Raw genomic sequence first — 24,082 nt, forward strand, 5'->3', positions numbered from 1 at the left:
GGCCTCGGCCACCAGATTCTAGGAGCCTCCGTTATGGCAAACACCGTCCGCTCCCGCCGCATCTCGATTGCGGCTGGCGCCCTCTCCCTCGCACTCGTTGCCCCGCTTATTGCGGCCCCGACTTCCCCGTTCGCCGTTACCGCCGCGGCGCAAACCGCCGACACCTTCAACACCCACTACACCACCAACAATTTCTGGGGCGAGAATGAGGCACTCGTGCAGGGCCTCACACTCGAACCAGGCACGAAGGTGGAGCCGACCACGAACACCATCTTCAACTGGCGCTTCCGCAACGACGGCGGCAGTCTGGTGCTCATCCGCCCGCAGTCTGCAGCCGCTTTCAAGACGGGCGAAGTGGAGATTCCGGTGAAAGTGACCCCACAAGGCGGCACGACCTTCAACACCACCCTCAAGGTCACCGTGGTTGACGAAGAGCCGCCGCTCAGCGAGGAAGAGCAGACGCAGAAGGACCAGTTTGCCAACCGCTACGACACCGAGAACTTCTGGAACAAGCAGAGCGCGGCTGTGGAGGGCCTGAAGCTCAGCCCGGGCGACAAGATCGCAGCCACCGGCGGCCTTCCCATCAATCGCTGGGGCGTTTCCGTGGACGATCAGGGCAACGTGACCGTCACCCGCCCCAACAGTGGGTACAGGACGGGCAAGAACGAGATCGACGTAACCGTCACCACAGCGAGCGGTCGCACGTACGTCGAAGAGTTGAAGATCAACGTTATTGACGAGCGCGTCGCCCAGGAGTGGGAGAAGCAGTTCACCAAGGTCTACGAGGTTGATTTTGGCAACAGCAACGTGCCGAAGGCCATCGAAGAGCTTGAGCTTCCCGCGGGCGTGACCCTGTCCAAGGGTTCTGCGGTCACTCCGCTGGTGTGGGAAGTGTTCACCGAGGAGGGCGCTGTCAACGTCGCCCCGCCGAAGACTTTCGACGAGGGGTACCTCCGCCTTCCCGTGAAGGTTAACGACGGCACTGAGGAGTACGACGCTGTGCTCAAGCTCAACGCCCGCAACCCGCAGTCCACCCCGGAGGACGAGAGCAGCAAAGTCGGCCGCGTCGTGGGTAACATCGTCGGCAGCATCTTCGGCACCGCTGGCACCGGCAAGAGCATTCTCGACGGCCTGGTGCGCGTGGAGGCCAACAACTCGGGCAACAACAACGGCAGCCCGGTGATCACCAACAACGCGAACCCGAAGGACAACTTCTCCAACAACGGCAACCCATCCGTTGTGATCACCGACAACGTCAACCCGAAGGACAACTTCTCCAACAACGGCAACCCATCCGTTGTGATCACCGACAACGTCAACCCGAAGGACAACTTCTCCAACAACGGCAACCCATCCGTTGTGATCACCGACAACGTCAACCCGAAGGACAACTTCTCCAACAACGGCAACCCATCCGTTGTGATCACCGACAACGTCAACCCGAAGGACAACTTCTCCAACAACGGCAACCCGGTGGTCACCGGCAACGCCAATCCGATCATCACGGGCAATGCGAACCCGACGGTGGAGATCAAGGACAACCTGTCCAACAACGGCAACCCGGTCATCACCGGCAACGCCAACCCGAACGTCGAGGTCAAGGACAACGCCAACCCGGTAATCACCGGCAACGCGAATCCGAACGTCGAGGTCAAGGACAACGCCAACCCGTCCAACATCGGCAACCCGACCGTGGTCGTCACGGGCAACGCGAACCCGAACGTCGAGGTCAAGGACAACGCCAACCCGATGATCACCGGCAACGCCAACCCGAACGTTGAGGTCAAGGACAACGCCAACCCGGTCGTCACCGGCAACGCCAACCCATCCAACATCGGCAACCCGTCCATCGTGGTCACCGGCAACGCCAACCCGAACGTCGAGGTCAAAGACAACGCCAACCCGATTGTCTCCGATAACGCGAACCCCCAGGTCGGAAGCTCCGGCGGCTCCTCGCGCCGCGGTGGTAAGGACAACGATAAGAAGGGCGAAGAAGGTAAGGACAGCAAGGACGGTTCCCGCCTTATCGGTGGCGACATCAAAACCCGCGGAGGTATCGAGGATCCCCGCTGCATCGCCTCCCTCGTAGGCCTGGGCGTTCCGTTGCTCTCCCTCATCCCGATTGCTCTAGCCCAGGCAACCAACGTCCCAGAGCTCAACCGCGTGTCGGTTCAGGCGGCAAAGGTCTTTGACGACGCCGCTCGGCGAGTCGGCATGGAGCCCGCCGAACTGACAGCACTCGGCGGCGGCGTGGTTGGTGCGACGATCGCGCTCATTGCGGTTGCGGCTGCAGCGACCTGTATACCCCGCCCAACCTCGATTGATGTGAATATCGGCGGCCGCACCACGGTTACTACGACCGCCGGTGCCACCTCTCGCCCCTCCTCGACGCGAGACACCTCCCGCCTCTCGACGGTAGTGGCCCCGTCTAACAACAGCGAGCCAGTCGCCCGTAGCTAACAGCCACACACTGCCCCCGCCGCCTAGTTCATACCAGGCCTCGGCGGGGGCATTCTTCATGCCCTCAAACAGCTACGAAATTATTTTCCGATTCCCCCTAGCAGCACCACACCACAAAAACGCAGCTCAATCGCACTATTTAGGGCACGCAACCACAATCGCGAAACTATATTCGGCTTTCAAAATCGCGGCACACCACCCAAAATCCGCCCGCCCCAAGGCCCCCTCCCGCGAAACCCCCAAGCTTCACACCGAAACACTTGGGGGTTCACAACAATTGGTGCGCCCGGAGGGATTCGAACCCCCAACCTTCTGATCCGTAGTCAGATGCTCTATCCGTTGAGCTACGGGCGCGTGGCGGAGATGACAGGATTTGAACCTGCGGCCCCTGCGAGGGGGCAACTCCTTAGCAGGGAGCCCCATTCGGCCACTCTGGCACATCTCCAGCGCTCGTTACACCCTACCCGGTACCACCCAGCCGAACCAAATACACTGTTGCGCATGGCCAGCCCTGACGAGTTCACCCAGGAACTCCGCGAAACGCTCGCCGCCCACCTCGGTGTTGCACCGGAGGAGGTGACGGTGGGCGACAGCACGCCGTCACTGTTCCGCCGTATTTTGGCGCTTGCGCCCGGCGGCGTGTTGTTCGTCGCAAAGCAAAGCGAGCCCCGACCGCGCATTCTGGAGGGGTTGCGCGCAACGTCTGCGCCAACGTTGCAGGAGCTTGCATTGCTTATCGACGCCTCCACGTCCCTCATCCTCGTCCCCTCCCCCGAAACCCCTTCGGGCGTCCCCCTGGCGGGCAGCGTGTTCGCGGATTTCATGGGCGCCGTACCGCAGGCGGTGACAGTCGTGCTGGACGAGGCATACCTCGAGTACCCCGACACCGCCGACTCCACCGCGGTAGTCAGCCTGGAAGCCATCCGACGCTTCCCGAACTTGGTCACGCTCCGCACCTACGAGAAAACGTACGGGCTAAGCGGCGTCCACGTGCACTACGCGTTCGGGAACCCTGAAATCATCGCCGCACTTGACGCCCAGGTGTCCGTATAGTGGGGCGTATGAAAATCCACACCTGGCTCACCTCCGGCCTCGCCGCCCGCGACAACTCCAACAACCCCGCTGACTACCTCGTTTGGTTCCCCGCCGACGTGGACACGCTGACCGCTGGCCCGCTGGTGGGCGACAGCGAATCGGTGCCGTTCTACCTCACCCCGAAGACCTCCGCGCTGCGCGACGCCGCGGAGAACGTGGTACTCCTCGGCGTCCCGCTTGGCGACCTCACCGGTTCCTGGCGCTTCGACGACCGCGCCGGCGCCACCACCGACGGCCGCTCCGCCGAAAAGGTCGAAGACATCGCTGGCCTTCTGGACAACAACTTCGCGTACCGCAGCGACGGTTCTGCGGTGGTGCAGCTGCGCGGCGAATTCCCCATCGAGCAGGTGCAGGTGGTCGCGGGCCAGAACCGCCCGGCGACGAAGCGTGCCATCGAGATCTTCAAGGGCGTGGAGAGCGACTTTGACGGCGAGCGCCAGTTCCACACCATGCCGGAGCTGTTCCCGGACGAGCTGGCGTAACGCTCGCCTGACTCACGCTCCGCTGGGGCTGCTGCGGCGCCGCGGGTCCTACCGCACGGAGGACGCGGTCACTGCTTCACCGGGCTCGTTGGAGCATCAGTCGTAGAGCAGCCCACCTGCGATGCCCAGGGCCGCGACCGCAGCCACGGCACCGGCAGCCATCTGCGTGTTCGGGTCCGTCAGTGTGCGGTGCGCCTGCGGGTTGGTCGCCGCCAGCTGCGCCAGCGCGTCGTCGATGTACGGCTGCGCGAACGGCGCGGCCACGACACCGAGCAGGCCAACCGGGAGCAGGTAGAACAACGGCGAGCGCTTCGCGTTCTCCCAGCAGCGGCCAACATCCCCTCGAGCCTTATCAGAAGAGCCAGAAGACTGAGATGACGCAGACGCATCAGCGCCATCGCCCCCGCCCTGGTTCACACCGCCGGGCTGCACCACGCCGAGGTCGCCGTCGAGCACCGCAGGTGCTTCGTTGCGGATGGGGACGGTGCGGGAGACTTTGCCGTCGTCAAGCGTGGCGCCCTGGGGCAGCGACGTGGCGTAGTAGCCGTCCGGCAGCTCGAACTCCACGCGGTAATCAACGCCCGGGGTCAGGCCGGTGACGTACCAGGCGCCGTTCGCGTCGGTGGTGGTCACGCGGTCCTCCTCACCGAGGCCCTCGAAGGCCATCACCGTGACCGTCACGCCGGGGATGCCCACGCGCTTACCGTCAGCCGACGGCGCCCAAACGTTACCGCCAGTGGCGCCGACGCGCTCAGAGATCTCGCCCGCTGAGACGAGACCCACGTCCAGATTGCCGGTGGTGCCCTCCGGAGTCGCGGTAACGCGTGCGGTGAGTCCAGCCTCATCCGTTGCACCGTCCACCTTGGAGGAAGCAAACCAGCCATCCGGCACAACGTAGCGGACCTGGTAGTTCGCATACGGGCTCAGACCGTCGACACGCCAATTGCCCTTCTCGTCCGTGGTGGTCATGCGGGTCAACTCGCCCGGGTGGGAGACCAGCACGACGAGGTTCGGCACGCCGGGATCGCCTTCGCTAAGCGTTCCGTCGAGGTCCTTGTCGTACCGGGCGGTGCCGCTGAGCCACGCGTTGCCGGTCCGGGCCGGGTCCTGGCGCGGCGGCTGGGGCGCGGGTTGCGACGCGCGAACCAGCTCGTCGGAACCCATGGCTTTCGCGGTGCGCACCGGGGTCTGGTGGCCGATGTGCACACGGGACTGGATTGAAACGTTGCCGTCCTCATATGCAGCAGGGTTGGATTCGCACTTGGTGTTCGCGACCGTGTGCTGCGCAAGAATGTAGGTTCCGTCCGGAATCCAGGTGTCGCCAACGCCAGCTTTGGCGTCGAAGTTCCATCCATGGGAGGCGTCGAGCACCATCTTGTTGTCGGCGTTCCACTGCTTGAGGGAAGTGTTGGACTGGCGGACCTGCAGCGGCACGTCGAAATTCGCGTTGTAGCCGCGAACGTTGTCCTCGATTTCGGTGAGACGCTTCGCCGCGGTGTTGCGGCTGCGATCTGGGTTGATCGGGTTACGGTCGTAGAACTGGAACGTCGGTTCTTTGACAGTGCGGTTCTCGCCGGCGAGCTCCTGTCCGAACCCGAAGTCCAGCTCCGCCAGCCACGTGCCGTAGCCGCCCCCGTCGTAGCGGAAAGCGTGTGTTGTGCGCAGAGTGCACGGGTCAACCTGCTCGGAGTAGCGGTAACTCTCTGTGTCCACCCGCTCCATCTTCCCCTGCGGTTGCCCCTCGGCAACAGCATCGGCTCTGCCACGCGCGACGTACTCGGGGTGCTGGTCCAGGTAGGCCTGGTTCGGCATCGTTGCGGGGATGGTAAGCGTGATCGGCGTGTCCACCACGGGGAGGTTGAAGGTGCCGGTGCGGCCGGCGGAGGCGTTCCCGGCCACCTCTACCCGCGGCGTCGACGCCCCTTCGACGCGGATGTTCTGCCAGTCGATGATGGTGCCTTCTTGGGCGGTGAATGTGACGGCCCGCGTGCCGTCGATAAGCCCTTGCTCCGAGTTGGCCTGGTATGTGACCTTGTACTCGAATTTCTGCCCAGCTTTCACCTCGACATCGCTGATGCGCACCTCGACCCCGACGCCCGGTTTGGCGCCGTCTGGGGTGCCGGTGCGCACTTCGCCAGCGGTCCAGGGTTCGTAGGCCTGCGCGCTCGGCACGACCACCGCCACGCAGCCCAGGGCAAGCACGCTTATCGACGCTAAAGTTTTCCGAACCATCCTCAATGCCATACCAGTCCCCTTGCCATAATTATCAACCCAATTGAGCATAAACCTTGGGACCCTCGAACACCATTCGATGCACGCAAAAAGGCCAGGCAGACGGTTCGCCTGCCTGGCCCTAGTTGGGAGCGTTACTGCGCCGGTGCCGGCTCAGTGGGTTGGGTCGGCGCGGTGGTGGAGCGATCGCCTATCGACGACGCCGTCACCGCCTTCCCCTCCTCCGACGAGCACCAGTCGTACACCACAGCACCCGCCGCGATGAGGCCGATGATGCCCACCGCGATCTGGCCGAGACGCTGCACGTTCGGGTCGTTCGCGATGCGTGCCGCCTCGCGGTTGGCCGCGTCGATCTGCGCGCGGAACTCGGCGAAGGGGTCGTTGTGGCGGCTCTGCTCACCAGTACCCCAGTCCGGCGTGTTGCGGCGGATGGTGGCCTGAATCTCAGCGTTGAACTGCGCGAGCTGCTCATTTACCGCGCCGAGGTACGGCTCCGCCAGCTTGCCGCCGACAACGCCGAGCAGCGCGATCGGGGTGAGGTACAGCAGCGGCGACGCCTTCGCGTTCGCCCAACAGCGGCCGAGCACGTCTGTCGACGAGCCCTCCCTAGGTGCCTGCACCGTGGTGGTTTCGGTGACGGTGTTGTTAACCGTCTCGGTTTCCTTCACCACCACGGTGGAGGATTTACCCAGGCCGTAGTCCAGGTCCAGCTCGAACGGCTTGTTGCCGTCGAGGTTGACCGTGACCTGGATCGTGTTGTTCACGACCGTGGACTTATTCGGCTGCGTCGTGACCTCGTAGCCCTCCGGGATGTTGTACTCCACGCGGTAGTCCACACCCGGGGTTAGACCGGTGAAGAACCACGCGCCGTCCTTGTCGGTCGAGGTGGTCTTGAACGGCTCGTTCTTACCCGGCTCGTAGATGCGGACCTCGATGCCCTCGTAGCCCTTCTCGCCACCGTCGTTGTCACCGTTGCGGTTCCCGTCCAGCCAGATGGTGCCGGTGAGGGTGCCCGGCTTCGGATCCGGCACGTTGTTGTCGCGCTGGATGCCGAGGTCGATGTCGTTGTTCGCTTGGCCCGGCTCCAGGGTGACCGTGGTGGTCAGGCCACTGGCGTCGGCGTTCGGCACCTTGCCGGTGACGTTCCAACCCTCCGGCTGGATGTAGGTCACGGTGTAGTCGGCGTTCGGGGTCAGGCCCTCAATGCTCCAGTTGCCCTTGTCGTCGGACACTGCGTAGCGCACCGGCTCACCCTCGCGGGACACCTTGACCACGACGTTCGGCACACCCTGCTCGTTGTCGTCCTGCTTGCCGTCGCCGTTGACGTCGTTCCAGACGCGGTCGCCGACGGAACCTTCCGGCAGCACCGGCAGGTCGATGTCGTCGCGCTTCTCACCCGGCTTGACGGTGACGGTGCGCTCGAGCTGCTCCGGATCGCTGGGCACGCGGTCCGTCTCGTACTTGACGGTGTACTCACCCGGCTGGACAACGACGTGCCAGTTGCCGTCCTTGTCCGTGACAGTGCGCTGCTCCTGGCCGTCCTTACCCGTGACGATGACGGACACGCCCGGCACGCCCTCGTTTTCGTCCGGGTCCTGCTCGCCGTCGCCGTTGGTGTCGACGAATACCTTGTCGCCGATGATCGCGGAGTTCTCATCGGTGACCACGACCTTGTTGGTGGTCGTCTTGACGACGGTGGTGGGGACCTCCTTGGTCACCTCCACTTCAGTGGTCCTGGTCAGTGTCGTCGGCTCGCCCTCGACGGTGGTGACAACCACCTTCGTCTCCGTCTCCTTCACCGTGGTCGGGATGTTCGAAGTGACCGTGGTCGGGGTGCAGGTTGTGCAGTTGGGCGGGGTGGTGATCGTGGTTGTGGTCTGGGTTGCGTTGCGACGAACTAAGCCAAGGTCAACGGTCAGATCGGACTGGCCAGACTCTAGAGTGACCTCAGTGGTCAAGCCATTGGAATCCTTATCCGCATTGCCCTGTCCGGACTTCGTTTCCTCGTAGCCCTGCGGGTAGGAGAAGTTCACGGTGTAGGTACCCGGACGGAGGTTCTCGAAGAGGTACTTGCCGTCCGCGTCGGTGGTAACAGCAGCAACGGTCTTGCCGTTGAGGTCCTTGACGGAGTTACCGGAGGCGTCGGTAAGCGTCACGCGTACGTTCGCGATTCCCTTCTCGGAGTCCTGGACACCGTTGTAGTCGGTGTCCTTTATACCGGCCTTGGAGCCGTCGCTCGTGACGGTGTACTCGCCGTCGTCCCAGACGAAGTCGCCAATGGTGGCCGGCTGTACCAAGCCCAGGTCGTAAGAGAGGTTGAAGCCGCCGGACCCTTCGGTCAAGGTCTTGGTAGAGAAGGTCAGCCCATTAGAGTCCTTCTCAAGATCCTCACCTGCGGTGGATACGGTTTCGTAGTAACCGTTCGGCAGCTCAAAACGAACGTTGTATTGCTTGCCGGGGGTCAGACCCTCAACCTTCCAGTTGCCGTTACCGTCCGTAGTAGTTTCCACGGCCGGACCAGCACCGCGACCCTGTTCCCTGACGGAAACCTTTACGTTTGGAACACCCGGCTCGCCCTCATCCTGGATGCCATTGCCGTTCTTGTCGATCCACACGCGATCGCCGATGGTGGCAGTCGGGGTCGTCGGCGGCGTCGGCTCCGGTTTTACAAGTCCAAGATCAACCGTGAGGTCCTTCTGGCCCGAAGTGAGGGTTACCTCGGACTCAAGACCATTCGAATCCTTGTCTACACTGCCCTCACCAGACTTGGTAACCCCAGTGAAGCCCACGGGCAAATCGGAAAAGACCACCTTGTACTCGCCTGGGAACAAGTTCTCAAACAAGTACTTGCCGTCTGCGTCCGTTTTTCTCGGCTCGACCTGTTTCCCGTTGACATCGGTAACTGGGCTGCCAGTCTTGTCTGTCAGGGTCACCGTCACATCTGCGACACCTGCTTCACCGGCACCCTGGATACCATCGTTTTGACCTTCGACGCCGTCATCCCACACGAAGTCGCCGACCGAAGCTGGCTTAAAGATTCCAAGATCGTAGCTTAGGTCGCCATCGAACGGGATCTCTTCAGTTACAAAATCGAGGCCATTGGAATCTTGTTCTCGACCGCTTGCCTTCTCGCGAGTCGGAAGATAGTCCTCGAATCCCTTCGAAGTGGATAGGTCGAAGGAAACTTGGTAGGTTGCCCCAGGGGTCAAACCGTTGGCGAACCAGCGTCCTGCCTCGTCAGAGGTTACAACCCTGTCTTCCTCCCCTTCGCGGGAGACCGTCACGGTGACTCCGGGGACTGGCGTAGACTCCTCCGGGTCTTGGATTCCGTTCGCATTCTCGTCGACCCATATACGGTCGCCGATGAAGGTGATGTCGTCTGCAGCCCGAGCAAACGCAGAGCCCCTGCCACTGACAAAGTGCGTGAGCGCTTGCGGCAGCGGGTTCCGGGGTTGTGGCCTCGGGTTCGCCTCATTTCCGTAAATCACAAAGTCACAGCGAGGGGTTTCGACCAATTGATGCATCTCAATCGTCGTTCCCGAACGAAGCCACACTTGGTCTTCCGGCGATACATTATCGTCCTCACCCTGATCGATCGGCCACTGCCAAACCTTAAGCCAGTGGGGAGTGGCGGAGAAGTTGGGAGTTTGATTGCCTAGATAGCCGGTGTTGACATCGACAGGCTGTCCTTTACGCATGACCTCCGGGGTGATGTCTTTCCCATCGGGATCGGTAATCTTGATGTCAAAACCCTCTGCAAGTCTGATGTCCGCTGCGTCGGTACCTAAGAACAGCTGAAAAAGGTACTGCCCGTACCCTCCGCCTGCGAGAGTGTATTTGCTCCAGTATTCAGCTCGGCAATTGTTCGGTGTCGTGTGGAAAAGCAAGCCCTCGTCCTCGTGCCACCATGGGAGACTTTCCTTAGCGGGTTCCCATCCAACCCGGGGAGAGAGCTCTGCAGTCACTACCGAAAAGGCAGTGAACGGCTCGGCCTTCCCTTCGGACAATTTGCCCGGCAGTTTCGCTCCGGTTAGATAATCTCCCTGCGGGATTTCAAGAATCTCTTGCCCCTGGCCATCGCGACCGACAACAGTTCCGAAAGTTACTTTCCATTCCGGGTTGCTTGAATCACCAAACCGTTCAATTTTTCGAATTTCCCGAGTGGCACCGTTTGCCCAAGTGAAATCCTCTGCGATTGGCTCACGTGTCAGTTGCGCGGGACCATTGGTCTTAAACCAGAAGGTTAAATTGCGAAGATTCGACTCACCTGGAGCCGGGGTAGCTCCTGCAGGTGCCGGCGGCTGAGTCTTCGTTTTAATGACGAAGTTAAACGTATCCGTGGGTTGTGGGTTGTCAACATCAAGCGTTACTTCCATCTGGAAAGACGGAGCGTCAATGTCGTCCCAGATTTGGTCCGTGTCAGCAGCATTTGCCACTGAGACGACCTGCGGCGCCACAACCGCCGTCGTGCCGCACGCCAGCGCCACCGCACTCACTAGGGCTGTGATGCTTCGGCGGACCCGGTTCTGCCGGGATTTCATGTTTTCGCTCATGAAGAACCTCCAGATGTTTGCAGAGCGATGGACAGAGAGGTCCCGTGGCCAAACCGCAACCGCGGGGATGGCCCCGAGGGTAGTCCCGTTTGCCAGCGTCAACGCGCCCCTACACAAGTGCGATCCAGCCTGTGAGCAGCCTTTTCTCAGCTATGCCATGCACTTCTCAATCCCCCCAGGCAATCGCCTACATGTGACCAATAAAGATGCTGGGCAAGCTTAAGAACCAGCACCCCCGTTAGTTCCCCCGTGGGGAAAGGGTGGAGCTGGAGGCGTCGAGAAGCAATGGCCCAAAGCGAAACCCCGCCGACCGCTGGATGCGGCGGCGGGGTGGAGAGCTAAAGGTTAGGAGCGCCTCGTAGCGTTGGCCACGGTCGGCTCAGTGGAGGAAGTGGCGGTGGTGGTGCCGGGCTTATCGCCTGCCTCGGAGCTGCCGATGGCGGTTTTTGCTTCACCGGGTTCGTTGGAGCACCAGTCGTAGATGATGGTGCCAGCAGCGATGAGACCGAAGATTCCTGCGGCCGCGGTACCGAGGCGCTGGATGTTCGGGTCCGCGGCGATGCCTTGGATTTCGCGGTTGGCGGCAGCGATCTGAGCGCGCAGTTCCGCGAACGGATCCTCGCGGTCCACGCCGCGACCGCCGTGGCCCCAATCCGGGGTATTGCGGTTGATGGCAGCCTGGAATTCTGCATTTGCGCGCGCGAGCTGCTCGTTGATCGCAGCGAAGTACGGGCGGGCGAATTCCCCGCCGATCACACCGAGGAATGCCACCGGTACCAGGTAGAGGAACGGGGATTTGGTGGCGTTGGCCACGCACTTCTCCAGGAAGTCCGACCCGCCAGGTTCCGTTGCGATGGTGGTGGGGGCGACCTTGGTTTCCGTCTCCTTGACAGTGGTGGTCACCGTTGGCTGAGAAGAGCCCTCATTCCACCCGAATCCATTCTCGAACTCGAAGTTCGGGTTTTTGGGATCGATCTTTACTGGGGTGCGAGCCGGCTCTTCTTCACCGGGGAGCACGTACTCGACGATGTACTCCACGCCCGGAGTGAGACCGGTGACGTTCCAGCGTCCGTCGTTATCCGTAACTGTGCGGCGTACCGGCTCCTCCACGCCAGTTGGCGGGATCACGCGGACGACGAGGCCCTCGCGGCCCTCCTCGCCTTCATCCTGTTTGCCGTTATCGTTTGCATCGATCCAGATGTAGCCGCCGATGGAGCCCGGCTGCTCCGGTGGGGTGACCGGAGTTACCGGCTTCAGGCCGAGGTCGTAGTCGTTGTTCGTCTCGCCCTCCTTGAGCGTGACGGTGGCGTTGACCTGGTTGGAGCCCTCGGGGTGCGTGAAGCCGTCGATGAGCGTGGACGCTTCGAAGCCCTCCGGGATGATGTAGGTGACCTCGTAATCAACGCCTGGCGTGAGGCCCTCGATGGACCACACGCCGTTCTCATCCGTAGCGGTGGTGCGAGTCGGCTCGCCCTCGCGCGAGATGCGGACGACGGCGTTCGGCACAGCCGGCTCGTTGTCGTCGATGCCGTTGTTGTTGGTGTCGATGAAGACACGGTCGCCTACGGTGCTGGGCTTGACCGGGGTGACCTTGAGGTCGTAATCGTAGTCGTCCTCTTCCAACGTGACCTTGGTGGTGACGTTGCCTTCCTTTGTGACAGTCCAGCCCTCCGGCAGGTCTGCCGGCTTGAATCCGCCAGGAGTGAGGTACTCGACCGTGTACTCGACGCCCGGGGTGAGGCGGTCGATGGTCCAGTAGCCGTTCTCGTCGGTGGCAGTGGTGAAGGTCTTGCCCTCCGGATCCGTGATGCGGACGATGGCGTTGGAGATGCCTTCATCCTCGCCCTGCTCACCATCGCTGTTGGCGTCCTCCCAGACGCGGTCGCCGATAGTAACGGTCTTGGTGGGCTCGGCGGGGGTGGGGGGCTCGGCGGGCTTCAGGGTGGTGGTCTTGGTGACCGTCTCCGTGACCGTGCCCGGGTTTGGGATTTCGGTAACGGTGGCCTTTTCGGTCACGGTTTGAGTTTTGGTCGCCTCTTCGGTGACCGTCGTCGGGATGCAACCGCAGTCCTCTGTCTCCGTTGTGGTCGAGGTGACTGTGATGGTTTCTGACGGGGTTGCGGGAGGTGTGGTGGATCCTGCCGGGCTGGTAGGAGTGCTGTCGCTTGTCGGGGGAGCAGGCGGAGTGGTCGGGGCATCCTTGACCGAAACCGTAACCGGGTAGTCCTCCACCTCGCCCGACGCAGCGAAGCTGTTCGGGGTATCGATCTGATCAGCGTCGTGCGCTACTCGGATGCGAAGGAAAGTGTTCGAAGGCACCGAGTCGGGGAACTGCGAGGTGGCTGCAGGCCATGTCAGTTTGACATCCCCATCCTGTGAAACAGTGGCTTGCTGAACCTCGGCGGCATTAAACTTTCCGTCACCGTTCAAATCAAGCCACGCGCTTACAGCAGCACCTTGGCCCACTCCCGTTACCGGGAACGAGATCGTGTAATCCTCGCGAGTGGATACCCCGTTCGACCGCGTAACCTGGAGAGTTGGAACCTGCGTGAGACCGTCGTCCGTGTCGCCATCTGCGTTTTCGCTTTGGTTCGGAGAAACCTTGGGGGACACTTCGCTGGTCGCGTCTGCAGTGACACCGGCTCCAATGCTCAGATCTCCCACAACATGGATCGGGCCACCTTCCTCATCGTAGGTCGATGGGGCGTCACCCATGTCCCCCTGCACGCGCACGGAGAACCTGCTGAGATCAATCAGATCTCGATCCTGAGGCCGCTCAACCGTTCCGGGGCGCCAATCCTGGTTCCTATTCCAGCCCGCACTGAACGGAACCGGAATGCGCTCGTGCGCGAACACCATCGGTTGGACCTGCTCCCGGATCTCAAACGTGACTTCCTTGAAGGTGCCATTGAGTTTGACAGAGCCACAGCCGGCAGGGGCTTGGCTGTCGGTGATCATTTGGCCCGTGGAGGTGTCAAACGGCCCAGGGTTCGATAGGTCGCATTGACCCGTTGCACGGATTTCCTTAGTTTGCAGGCGCTTACCATCTTCGGAGACAACCAGGTTGGTGGACTTATCGGATGGTTTCGAGAAGGTGATCCCATCCGAGGTGATGTCCCAAACCTGGGCGAGGTAGCTACCTCGAACGTCAATTTCGTTGTTGTATTCCAACCGGGGGTTACGGAAGTAGTACATCCCGTAGCCGCCGAGCGCTGAAATATCCAGAACGGGATCAGCCACGGTGTGCGGGAAGATCAACGTGAGCGTGCCAAGCGGTTGATCGCATAAACCGCTGAAGTTCAGATCCCCGCACACCCCACCTCCTGCGCGCAATCCGAACGAGGCCACATCGTCGATTGCCATCCCGGGGTCGAACATTGAGTTCTCCGCGGAAGAACCTGCGTGCTGGGCAGTGTCAGCGTTCTCATTCCCACTCTGCAGGTATAGGTTGGGTAGCCCATTACCAGTAGTCACGCCAGGAGCCGGCACTACTTTCGCCTGCACTTCGTAGGCACCGTTACGGAAAGTGAAATAACCCTCGGTGTTGCCTTGGGATTGCGCCGTACCTCCCCCCTGGGTTTGCTCTGGCAACTCGACAGCATTCGCCGACGGCGTCGCTACGACGGCGCTGCCGCAGGCGATGGCCACGGCGCTGACAAGTGCGGTGAAGCTCCTGCGTGTCTGACGGGACGACATAAAAAGAATCAGTTCCTTCCCTTCTTGGAATATAAATTGCCCACTATGAATGACAGGTGACACGGTAACAATTGCGGCGATTACTGTCACCGTAAACTCAAGCTGACCAGTGTTGCAGAATTACTTAGAATCTCGCTGTCGTGGCGCTGGCCTGGTATTAAGGAACTTTCACATTGTGCAGGCGTAGGTAGTCGTCGATAAGCAAAAGCCCCCAAAAGAAAAAGCGGAGACGGCGGGATTTGAACCCGCGGAGGGATGAACCTCGCCGGTTTTCAAGACCGGTGCATTCGGCCGCTCTGCCACGTCTCCGTGCCACTGCTTGGCAGCGACATTCACACTGTACAAGCCAAAACCCCACTACCCTAAACAGGCATGAAGGCAATCACAGTCACAGATGCAGACAACCCCCGCTCGCTCGCGCTCACTGAAGTCCCAGAGCCCACGATTAACGACGGCGAGGTGCTCGTCAAAATTTCCGCCGCCGGTGTGAACCGCGGTGACCTCGTGCAGGCGGAGGGGAAGTACCCGCCACCGAAGGGCGAGTCCGAGATCATCGGTCTGGAGTGCGCGGGCGTGATCGAGGACCCGGGCACCACCGGTCGGGAGAAAGGCGAAGAGGTCGGCTGCCTGCTCGCCGGCGGCGGCTACGCCGAGTACGTCGCGGTCCCCGAAGGTCAGCTCACGCCGATCCCGAAGAACCTCACCGTCGAGGAAACCGCCGGCGTAGTAGAGGTCGCCTGCACCGTCTGGTCGAACCTGGGCATGACGGCCGGGATGCAGGCGGGCGACAAGGTGCTTATCCACGGTGGCTCGGGCGGCATCGGCAGCTTCGCCATCCAGCTGTGCAAGGCCCTGGGCTGCGAGGTTGCGGTCACTGCCGGAAGCGTCGAAAAGCTCGAGTATTGCCGCGAGCTCGGCGCGGACATCCTGATCAACTACAAGGAGCAGGACTTCGCGGAGGAGCTCAAGGGATGGGCGGACATCATCCTGGATGTGGTCGGCGGGCCGTACCTAGAGCAGAACATCAAGACGCTCAACACCGACGGCCGCCTCATCGTCATCGCGGTGCAGGGCGGGCCGAAGGGCACGCTTTCGCTCGGCCGCATGATGCCGCGGCGTCTCTCCGTCACCGCCACCACACTGCGCGCCCGCCCCCGCCCGATGAAGGCGGCGATTGTTCGCAGCACGGTAGAAAACGTGTGGCCGTTGATCGAAAACGGTCAAATCACGCCCAATATCACGGCAACGTTCCCGTTGGCCGAGGTTGCGAAGGCGCATGACCTGATGGACTCCGGCGACAACACCGGGAAGATCGTCCTGACGGTGTAGGAACTTTTTTCGAAAAAACTCTTGACGGTCGAACAAGCGTTGGGTATCATTTGATTTAGTTCACGCGAAGGGGGGGTTCTCATGGCTACCGAAGTCTCGGCGCACGTCGACTCGATTGAGTCCGGCATCAGCGCACTGCTTGCGGTGTGCGAGGACCCTTCGCTCGTCGACTTCCACGGCTTGAGGGATGCCTTCGAACGACTCGAAAAGATTGTCGCCCAGAAGTCGATGTTGGACGCATTGTTCGCTTTTGTTTGCGAGCGCGACGATGCTGGGCGCGAGGTCGGTTCCCCCTACGCATCGGAGTACTTGAGAGAGTGCCTCGGAATCTCGGCAGCCGAGGCGTACTCGCGCATCTCGCGGGGCCGCGACCTGTACGCGCCACCGCCTCCCCCGCGCCCCGACGACCCTGGAAACGCAGACGAGGAACCGGGGTTCAACTTCGACCAGGATGACCGCGACGCAGATGCGGAGGAAGCCGCCGAGAGGCAACGCCGGGCGCGCAACCACGCGAAGCGCCTCAACGAAGAGAAGATGAAGATCATCGATCGCGCCCTGAAAGACCTGCTCGCCTGCGCACAAGGCGAACGCGCTGAGATCCTGGAGAAAGCCACCGAGCAAGCACAGGTGCGCACCCCGGAAGACCTGCGGAAGTACGTCAACCGGTTGGTCGCCAACGCGAACCGCAAACACAAGACCTCCGACCCGAACGCCGCATGGGACCAGCGTGGCGTCACCGTCAAGGACGACGAATCCACAGGTGCCTGCGACATCCACATCCGCACGACCAGCGGGTTCGGGGCGCTCATGCTCGCCCTTCTTAACCACGGCCTCGCCGCGAACAGCAACCTCCCGAACAAGGATGAGCTGGACGAGGCAGGGGCCCGCGATTACCGCAGCCCCAGCCAGCGTCGCCACGACGAGCTGATCAACATCCTGCAGAACTGGGACAAGCACAAGACCAGCCAGCGCCGGGGTGCCGCATCGCTGGTGCTGGCCCTCACCATGGATGACCTCGCGGACGCAGACCACACCACCAAGTTCCTCACCAACACCGGCATCTCCCTCGATGCGACGGAACTGATGCGTCTCGGGGTAGGCGGCGCGGAAGACTTCGTGCTCCAACTCGACCGGGTCACGGGACTGCCCATCTCGCTGGGACGCACCCGGCTCGCGTCGGTGCACCAGCGCATCGCACTCTTGGCCCTGCAAGGTGTGTGCGCCTGGGAGGGTTGCACCAAACCAATGGGAGAGCTGGAGATCCACCACATCCTCGCCCACGCCCAAGGAGGCGACACTCACCTGCACAACCTCATCGGGGTGTGCCGGACCCACCACCGGGCAAACAATGACGCCCGCGACGGCAGCGACAACCGCCGCCACCTCGAGCGCGACCCCGACACCGGGGAAGTGGGCGTGCAACATCGCCCAGGCACGCGCCCCCACATCAACATGACCCAAGGCCACACCGACTCCCCCGGCTACAAACTTCGACACCGCGAGCGCAAGGCACCCGTGGGTGCTGCGAGCGATCCTCCCCTGTTTCCCCCGAGCTTTCCCCTCGGCCCAGACGGGCCACCGTTCTAACCTGCCCGAGCCCGCGGGTTAGGCCAGCGACGCCACCGTGCGCACGAGCTGCTCAATGTCGCCGTGCGTATTAAACGGCGCGAGCGCGACCGTCACCGCGCCGCCCATTTCGGCCACGCCCATCTCCTCCAGCAGCGGGCTTTCGGGCGTGCGCGTGGCCACGATCCCGTTGGCGAGCAGGCGGCGCTGCACGGTGTCCGCGGGCACGCCCACCACGCCGAACGCGAGCCGCGCCACGCGGTCCACCTTCGCGTCCGCCGCCGCCTCGCCGGTCACACCGACGATGTGCACGGCCGGCAAGGTGCCGAGGTAAAAGTGCAGGTCGTCGCGCAGCCCGTTGAGGTAGGCCTCCAGCTCACCCATGGAGGCTTTGAGCTTTTTGCTTCTCGACGCCCTCCCGGCACCCCATTCCACCAACCCCGCATAATGGTCCACCACGGCCGGTACGCCACCGGCAAGTCCCGGCGACACCGCAAGCTCGAGTGCGGACATATCGAGCCGGTTGAACATCGCCTCATCGCGGAAGATCAAGGCGGAGACGTCCGGGCCACCCAGCTGCGCGAGATCCACCGCGGCGATATCGGCGCCAAGCTTCTCCAGGTCGAGGGAGCGGTAAGGGAGGTACCCGGAGGCGTCGATAAGCAACCATGCCCTCGACACATCACGCACCGCCTCCGCGATCTCAGCTACCGCAAGCACATTGCCCAGCTCAGCGTGTACTGCAGGCAGCGACACCAGGCGCGTCGAACCGTCCGCCACCTCGCGGTACTGCCACGCCGGCACATCGCCCGTGGCCAAGTCTGCGTGCACCCGGCGCGCCTCAGCCGGGATGCGCTCCAGCTGCGCGGCAAGCTCCGGGCGCTCCAGAGGGCTTAACACTATCGACGACGCACGGCGCAACATCGGCCGCATCGCCTGCGCCAACGCCGCGTACAACACACTTAAGCTCGGGCCCAGCACCACCTGCGCCGGGCGCACACCAGCCAAATCCGCCACGGCAGCCCTCGCCGCAGTAATACAGGCCGCGCCCTCCGTCTCCCCAGGGGCTTGCCGCACGTGGCTACCCACCGGCTCCGGCGGCGCCACCACATTCGCGGTGCGGAAACTGCGGGCCACCGCGCTGACCACCTTCTCAGGAACCTGAGGGTGGGCGTTGGCGTTCAGGTAGGTCCAACCGTCGCCAAGCGATGTGTACAACCCCCGCACACCCCACACATCAAACGCCACGGCCAACCTCCTTCCCGCTCTACCCGCCCAATTATGCACGGCCCCTCTCAAGCGCGCACACCACCAGCTCCGGGCGCGAATCACGGAAAACCAGGCCCCGGGCGCTAGGGTAAGGGCCGTGCACAATGTGGAACAGCTGCGCGCCGACGTCGCCCGGATGACCTCCGAAGCCGGCGAAAACACCCCAGCTTCGCAGTCCAAGACGCTGCGGAGGGCCTTCGCCGACCTTGTCAACGGATGGCGCCAACACGAACTCTGGCTCCAACTCGGATGGCAAGACATCAAGCAGCGCTATAGGCGCTCGACACTCGGGCCGCTGTGGATCACCATCGCCACCGGCGTCATGTCGCTTGCGCTGGGCCTTTTGTACTCCATGCTGTTCCAAATCGACGTGGCGGAATTCCTGCCCCACGTCACCGTCGGCTTCATCGTGTGGGGGTTCATCTCCGGGTGCATCAAAGACGGCGCCAACGTATTCATTGAAAACGAAGGCCTGATCAAACAACTGCCCTCCGCGTTGTCTGTGCACGTGTACCGCCTGGTGTGGCGCCAGCTGCTGTTCCTCGCCCACAACATGGTGATCTGGTTGCTACTTGTGCTGATCTTCCGCATCCACCTGGGCTTCAATGTTCTGTGGGCGATACCCGGGCTGCTGCTGCTTGTGGTGAACGGGGTGTGGGTGACCATGCTGTTCGGCATCATCGCCACCCGCTTCCGCGACGTCGCGCCGCTGCTCGAAGCTCTAGTGCAGCTGCTGTTCTATGTCACCCCCATCGTCTGGACCACCCAAACCCTTAAGGAACAGGGCGGCGAGGTGGCCCAGCGCGCCCTGCTGGCCGAGATCAACCCGCTGTACCACTATTTGGAAATCGTTCGCGCCCCGCTGATCGGCCAAGAGGTCGCCGGCTACCACTGGCTGGTGGTCCTCGTGTGCACCGTGATTGGCCTTCTAGTCACGCTGTTCGCCATGAAGCAGATGCGCTTCCGCGTTCCCTACTGGGTTTAAGGTTGGCTTATGGTCTCCATCGACACCTACAACGCCTGCGTCGACTTCCCCATCTTCGACGCCAAGTCGCGGTCGCTGAAGAAGGCCGTCATGTCCTCCGCCGGCGGGCGCATCGGCAGAAACGCCGCGAACACCGTGGTGGTGGAGGCGCTACGCGACATTAACCTGCACCTGCGCGAGGGCGACCGCGTCGGCCTGGTGGGCCACAACGGCGCAGGCAAATCGACGTTGCTGCGGCTGCTGTCCGGCATCTACGAGCCCACCCGCGGCGTCGCCGACGTGCGCGGCCGCGTCGCCCCGGTGTTTGACCTGGGCGTGGGCATGGACCCGGAGATCTCGGGCTACGAAAACATCATCATCCGCGGGCTGTTCCTCGGCCAGACCCGCAAGCAGATGAAGGCGAAAATGGACGAGATCGCCGAGTTCTCCGAGCTGGGCGACTACCTCTCCATGCCGCTGCGCACGTACTCTACCGGCATGCGCGTGCGCTTGGCTCTGGGTGTGGTCACCTCCATCGAACCGGAGATCCTGCTGCTGGACGAGGGCATCGGTGCTGTCGACGCCGCCTTCATGGCCAAAGCCCGCGTAAGGCTGGCCGAGATGGTGGAGCGCTCCGGCATCCTGGTGTTCGCCTCGCACTCCAACGACTTCCTCGCCCAGCTGTGCAACACCGCCCTGTGGGTGGACAAGGGCGAAATCCGGGAGGCCGGGCTGGTGCACGAGGTGGTCGAAGCCTACGAAGGCCCGGAAGCGGGCGCCTACGTCGCGGATTTGGTGGAGCGGTTCCATGGGGACGGCAGCGAGCAGGCGTTCTAGGGGTGTTGGTTTGGATGGTTTGGACACCGAGGACAAAATCTGTCCAAAACGCCGCGTTTCCCCAGCACCGTGACAACAAAAACAAAATCTGTCCAGCCAGCCGCCCGCCCAGCCAGCCTAACCCCGCCACCGCAGGAGCTTCTCGTCTACAAGCCCCGGCGCGGTGTGGTAGGTCTGCCGGGTGAACCGCAGAGGGCACCAGTCCATGGAGGTGAGCGCCAGGGTGATGGCGCTATCGCTCTCCCACTGCTTCGGGTCGCCGTGGTGGCCGCCGTCGTACATGATGCCGATGCGGGCCTCGATAATGGCGAAGTCCCAGGTGGTGATTATCTTGTCGCCTTTGCGCACCGGGACTTGGCAGTGCAGGGTAACGCCGTGCTTGTCCGCGACCGAGCCGAGCATGAGGCGCATCTCGGTCTCGCGCGGTGAGTCGGCGAGGTGGCTGGAGCGGGCGATGACGTGGGAGATCCAGCGCACGCTGAGCACCTGTTCGGCGCATCGCAGCACTTCGGAGAGGTCGACGCCCAGGAACCGGCGGGCGCTGTCGAGGAGCTGGATGCCGCGGATGGTGCGGGCGTCGTAGTCGTCGAGCTGGATGACGGGCCAGGTCACCTGGTTGGCGTGCACCAGTTTCAGGGCCTGCACCAAAGCGGTGGCGGGTGCGGCGGCGCGCAGCGGCATCCCGGCGTGGGTGAGGTCCCACGCTTGGCGCGGTTCGCAGCCGCGGCGGACAATGGCGGGTGTGCGGGGCCCGGCAGGTTGGTGCTGGCGGCAGGAGGGGTCCATGAGCACGGTGTCGGTGCCGTCGGCGAAGAATGGCAGGCCGTACAGGGCCAGGGCGCCGAAGCCGAGGACGACCATCTCGGGGTGCTCGATGCCGAAGGCGGCGGCCCGGCACAAGGCAGACGCCCGATAGCGGATGCCGTGGGGGTGGTGGCGGGCGCAGGCGGCTACTTGGGCGTCGGTAGGTGTGTCCCTGGCCAGCATGTGCACTGCGTCGCTGACGGGGACGGTGCTTAGCCCGGCGGGGATTTCGTGGGCGAGCCAGAGGGTGTTTGCCGGGCCCACCGTCATGCCGTTGTAAAGGTTGCGCGGTTTCGCTCTCATGCCTGATTAGACGCTGCGGGGCCCGCGCCGGTTCCATCCTCGTAGGCGCGGCAGGGCACAATGAGAGCCATGACGAAGCTGGACCCGAACGGGACGACGGCCGCGGTGATTGTCACCCATAAGCGCGCGGAGCTGCTGAAGCATTCGCTGGCCCAAGTGGTGGGCCAGACGCACCCAGTGGATTGGGTGATTGTGGTGGATAACGGCGCTGAGAACGAGGTCCGGGGGATGGTCGAGGCGCTGGATAACGGCGTGTACCTGGAGTCAAAGACCAACCTGGGTGGGGCGGGCGGTTTCGCGTACGGGTTCTTGCACGCGCTGGCGCTTGGGGCGGACGCGATTTGGTGCGCGGACGACGACGGGCGCCCGGCCGACGAGCACGTCCTGGAAACCCTCTACCGCACCGCGGCGCAGCACGAGCTGGCGGAGGTCTCGCCGGTGGTGGCGAACATCGACGATCCGGAGCGCCTCGCGTTCCCGTTGCGCCAGGGCACGGTGTGGCACCGCCGCGTGGACGAGTTGGAGGGCGATTTCCTGCCCCGCTACGCCAGCTTGTTCAACGGGGCGCTGATCAGCGCGCAGGCGATGGAGCGTATCGGCGTGCCGGATTACCGCCTGTTCATCCGCGGCGACGAGGTGGAGTACCACCGTCGCCTGGCCCAATCCGGCCTGAACTACGGCACGGCGCTGACCACGTTTTACCTGCACCCGGACGGTAGTGCGGAGTTCCACCCGATCATGGGCGGCCGCGCGCACGCGCAGTTTCCGGATAATCCGTCGAAGCGGTTTTTCACGTACCGCAATCGCGGCTACATCATTAATCAGCGCGGCATGAAGAAAATGCAGGCCCAGGAGCTGGTGCGTTTCGGCTGGTTTTTCTTGGTGGAGCGGAAGGATCCGCGCGAGTTTATTCGCTGGTTGAGGTTACTGCGGCGGGGGGCGCGGGAGGATTTTCGTCGCCCCTAGTGGGCATTTGCTTATCGACGATCTTCGTTTCCCGCCTAAAAATCCAATGCCTCTGCAGCTCAAAGTTGGTCACCGTGGCCACGCCTTGAGCGATGACGAAGGAGACGGCGTCCTTCCACGGATTCTCAAGCCCCATCGCCGCAAGCGGTGAGTCGGTGATGCGGTACAGGCCGATCTGCACGGCGAAGGTGACCGCGTAGAGGAGGAAGACGGCGGAGGCCTTCTTCGCGTCAACCTGTGCTTTGAAGGCGAAGCGCGAGTTGAGCAGGTAGGCGGCGGTGGTGCCGAATACCCAGCCCACGGCCTTAGATACCTCGCGCTGCATGCCGGCGTACTCGTGCAGCGGGTAGGTGATGCCGAAGTCGAGGATGGCGCAGCCGACACCGATCATGACGAACGGCACGAGCTGTTTCATCAAAGGGGAAGAAGCCACGGGCAGATACCTTACCCGCGGATGAGCTCCCGGAAGACATCCAACATCTCCAGGGGCGGCCGGTCACCTGCGATGTCGTCGAGCTCGGTGAGGGAGGTGTTCGCAAGGGCGCGGATGTCGGCGCCGCGTAAACCCTCCCAGCCCAGGCCCGCCATGATGCTCTCTGCGATGCGCGCTGTCTCCTCCGGGTCGGAGGCGCAGCAGGATTCGGCGAGCACCACGGACCAGAACGCGTCGCGCTGGCGCAGCTCCGTTTCCACCGGCAGTTCGGACAGGCGGCCGCGATCCACGCCCTCAACTCGACTGACGCGGCCGATGTCCAGTGCGCGAAGCAGCGGGAAGAAGTCGTGGTTGCGTGCCCGTGCCGCCAGCGTGCGCAGCTCCGGGCGCACCATGGCGCGCACCCCTTCCACGTAGTCGGCGCCGATGAGGCGGACGTTCACTTCGCGCAGGTTGAACGGGGTATTGCCAAACGACCCGGAGCCGGCGACGCAGACGGAAGGCGGGGTGGATTCGTCGCGCGGGTACGTATCCGCCAGCTGCATCTCGAAGGACCAAAGACCGTAGGAAAAGTGGGTGGCGCTGCCTGGGGCCGTCAGGACGTCGATAAGCAATTGCTCTCTTCCCGCATCTGCCCCGACCTTTCCGTCGATGCCGAAAACCGCGGCGACCACCTCGCAACACTCACCGATGGTGGCCGTTTCGTTGATGCCCACCCAGCGGTACACCACCTCGTCCGAGACCACGCTCACGCGCACCATCAACGTCGCGCCAGCGCGGCGCTCGACGAGGCGGATCACCGGCGCGAGGTGGTCTGCTTGGTAAAGGGTGCTGGACATGGCGCCCAATATAGGCTTGATTGCCATGAGGAAGCATTACAAAGGCGACGACCCGCACGCGATCCACGAAGCGGCGCAGCGTGTCGACGCTCCCCTGTCCGACTGGATGGTGCGCGTCATGGCCGAGGAAATGCCGTTCGTGGACTCCAAAGACCGCACGCGCATCTACGAGCTGCTGCGCGAGTACGACGGTCCTGTGATTTCCAGCCAAGAAGAGCTGCCCGCGGAGATTCGTACGATCATGGACCTTTAGG

Annotated in this window: 16 protein-coding genes and 3 tRNA genes; 9 read left to right on the top strand and 10 right to left on the bottom strand. The window is 62.9% G+C overall.

The window, feature by feature from the left end:
* The first annotated feature begins 33 nt into the window (after window positions 1–33).
* Window positions 34–2,460 carry a hypothetical protein gene (locus HWX32_RS10420; RefSeq protein ID WP_175935793.1) on the top strand — a complete coding sequence of 809 codons (2,427 nt, stop codon included), beginning with the start codon at window positions 34–36 and terminating at the stop codon, window positions 2,458–2,460.
* Window positions 2,461–2,738: 278 nt separating this feature from the next.
* Here HWX32_RS10420 and HWX32_RS10425 read toward each other — a convergent pair.
* Window positions 2,739–2,814 (bottom strand) — tRNA-Arg (locus HWX32_RS10425).
* Between the two features lies 1 nt (window position 2,815).
* Window positions 2,816–2,905 (bottom strand) — tRNA-Ser (locus tag HWX32_RS10430).
* A 56-nt stretch (window positions 2,906–2,961) separates the two neighbouring features.
* Here HWX32_RS10430 and HWX32_RS10435 point away from each other — a divergent pair.
* Complete coding sequence (locus tag HWX32_RS10435) at window positions 2,962–3,513, top strand: aminotransferase class I/II-fold pyridoxal phosphate-dependent enzyme (protein ID WP_175935794.1); 552 nt, start codon at window positions 2,962–2,964, stop codon at window positions 3,511–3,513.
* Between the two features lie 8 nt (window positions 3,514–3,521).
* Window positions 3,522–4,037 carry a hypothetical protein gene (locus HWX32_RS10440; RefSeq protein WP_175935795.1) on the top strand — a complete coding sequence of 172 codons (516 nt, stop codon included), beginning with the start codon at window positions 3,522–3,524 and terminating at the stop codon, window positions 4,035–4,037.
* Window positions 4,038–4,133: 96 nt separating this feature from the next.
* Here the strand turns inward: HWX32_RS10440 and HWX32_RS10445 are convergent, their stop codons facing one another.
* The 4 genes from HWX32_RS10445 to HWX32_RS10460 all read right to left on the bottom strand — a co-directional run bounded on the left by HWX32_RS10445 (window position 4,134) and on the right by HWX32_RS10460 (window position 14,827).
* A complete protein-coding gene (locus tag HWX32_RS10445) occupies window positions 4,134–6,281 on the bottom strand; it encodes an SdrD B-like domain-containing protein (RefSeq protein WP_175935796.1) in 2,148 nt (715 codons plus the stop codon).
* A gap of 122 nt (window positions 6,282–6,403) precedes the next feature.
* Window positions 6,404–9,757, bottom strand: a complete 3,354-nt coding sequence (locus HWX32_RS10450; protein ID WP_175935797.1) for an SdrD B-like domain-containing protein — start codon at window positions 9,755–9,757, stop codon at window positions 6,404–6,406.
* A gap of 1,410 nt (window positions 9,758–11,167) precedes the next feature.
* On the bottom strand, window positions 11,168–14,518 hold the full coding sequence (locus HWX32_RS10455; protein WP_175935798.1) for an SdrD B-like domain-containing protein: 3,351 nt from the start codon (window positions 14,516–14,518) through the stop codon (window positions 11,168–11,170).
* Window positions 14,519–14,742: 224 nt separating this feature from the next.
* Window positions 14,743–14,827: transfer RNA gene (locus HWX32_RS10460), tRNA-Ser, on the bottom strand.
* A gap of 63 nt (window positions 14,828–14,890) precedes the next feature.
* Here HWX32_RS10460 and HWX32_RS10465 point away from each other — a divergent pair.
* Window positions 14,891–15,847: an NAD(P)H-quinone oxidoreductase gene (locus HWX32_RS10465; protein WP_175935799.1), complete on the top strand. Its 957-nt coding sequence runs from the start codon at window positions 14,891–14,893 to the stop codon at window positions 15,845–15,847.
* 81 nt (window positions 15,848–15,928) lie between these two features.
* On the top strand, window positions 15,929–17,434 hold the full coding sequence (locus HWX32_RS10470) for an HNH endonuclease signature motif containing protein (protein WP_175935800.1): 1,506 nt from the start codon (window positions 15,929–15,931) through the stop codon (window positions 17,432–17,434).
* A gap of 18 nt (window positions 17,435–17,452) precedes the next feature.
* Here HWX32_RS10470 and HWX32_RS10475 read toward each other — a convergent pair whose 3' ends face one another.
* Window positions 17,453–18,661, bottom strand: coding sequence for an aminotransferase class V-fold PLP-dependent enzyme (locus HWX32_RS10475; protein ID WP_175935801.1), 1,209 nt, complete (start codon window positions 18,659–18,661; stop codon window positions 17,453–17,455).
* A gap of 118 nt (window positions 18,662–18,779) precedes the next feature.
* Between HWX32_RS10475 and HWX32_RS10480 the strand changes: the two genes are divergently transcribed.
* Window positions 18,780–19,667 carry an ABC transporter permease gene (locus HWX32_RS10480; protein WP_254868405.1) on the top strand — a complete coding sequence of 296 codons (888 nt, stop codon included), beginning with the start codon at window positions 18,780–18,782 and terminating at the stop codon, window positions 19,665–19,667.
* Window positions 19,668–19,676: 9 nt separating this feature from the next.
* Window positions 19,677–20,483: an ABC transporter ATP-binding protein gene (locus tag HWX32_RS10485; protein ID WP_175935802.1), complete on the top strand. Its 807-nt coding sequence runs from the start codon at window positions 19,677–19,679 to the stop codon at window positions 20,481–20,483.
* A gap of 117 nt (window positions 20,484–20,600) precedes the next feature.
* On the opposite strand, the gene HWX32_RS10490 is transcribed toward HWX32_RS10485, so the two are convergent.
* Window positions 20,601–21,590 (bottom strand): endonuclease domain-containing protein, encoded by a 990-nt coding sequence (locus HWX32_RS10490; RefSeq protein ID WP_175935803.1) that lies wholly within the window; start codon window positions 21,588–21,590, stop codon window positions 20,601–20,603.
* A 60-nt stretch (window positions 21,591–21,650) separates the two neighbouring features.
* Here HWX32_RS10490 and HWX32_RS10495 point away from each other — a divergent pair, with 60 nt between their 5' ends.
* Window positions 21,651–22,556, top strand: a complete 906-nt coding sequence (locus tag HWX32_RS10495; RefSeq protein ID WP_175935804.1) for a glycosyltransferase — start codon at window positions 21,651–21,653, stop codon at window positions 22,554–22,556.
* On the opposite strand, the gene HWX32_RS10500 is transcribed toward HWX32_RS10495, so the two are convergent.
* A complete protein-coding gene (locus tag HWX32_RS10500) occupies window positions 22,498–22,989 on the bottom strand; it encodes a GtrA family protein (protein ID WP_242648284.1) in 492 nt (163 codons plus the stop codon). The genes HWX32_RS10495 and HWX32_RS10500 overlap by 59 nt on opposite strands.
* An 11-nt stretch (window positions 22,990–23,000) precedes the next feature.
* Window positions 23,001–23,828 carry a hypothetical protein gene (locus HWX32_RS10505; protein WP_175935805.1) on the bottom strand — a complete coding sequence of 276 codons (828 nt, stop codon included), beginning with the start codon at window positions 23,826–23,828 and terminating at the stop codon, window positions 23,001–23,003.
* Window positions 23,829–23,853: 25 nt separating this feature from the next.
* On the opposite strand from HWX32_RS10505, the gene HWX32_RS10510 reads away from it, so the two are divergent.
* Window positions 23,854–24,081 carry a hypothetical protein gene (locus HWX32_RS10510; protein ID WP_175935806.1) on the top strand — a complete coding sequence of 76 codons (228 nt, stop codon included), beginning with the start codon at window positions 23,854–23,856 and terminating at the stop codon, window positions 24,079–24,081.
* Window position 24,082: the final 1 nt, after the last annotated feature.

The organism is Corynebacterium sp. Marseille-P4321 (assembly GCF_903645305.1).
Taxonomy (GTDB): Bacteria; Actinomycetota; Actinomycetes; order Mycobacteriales; family Mycobacteriaceae; genus Corynebacterium.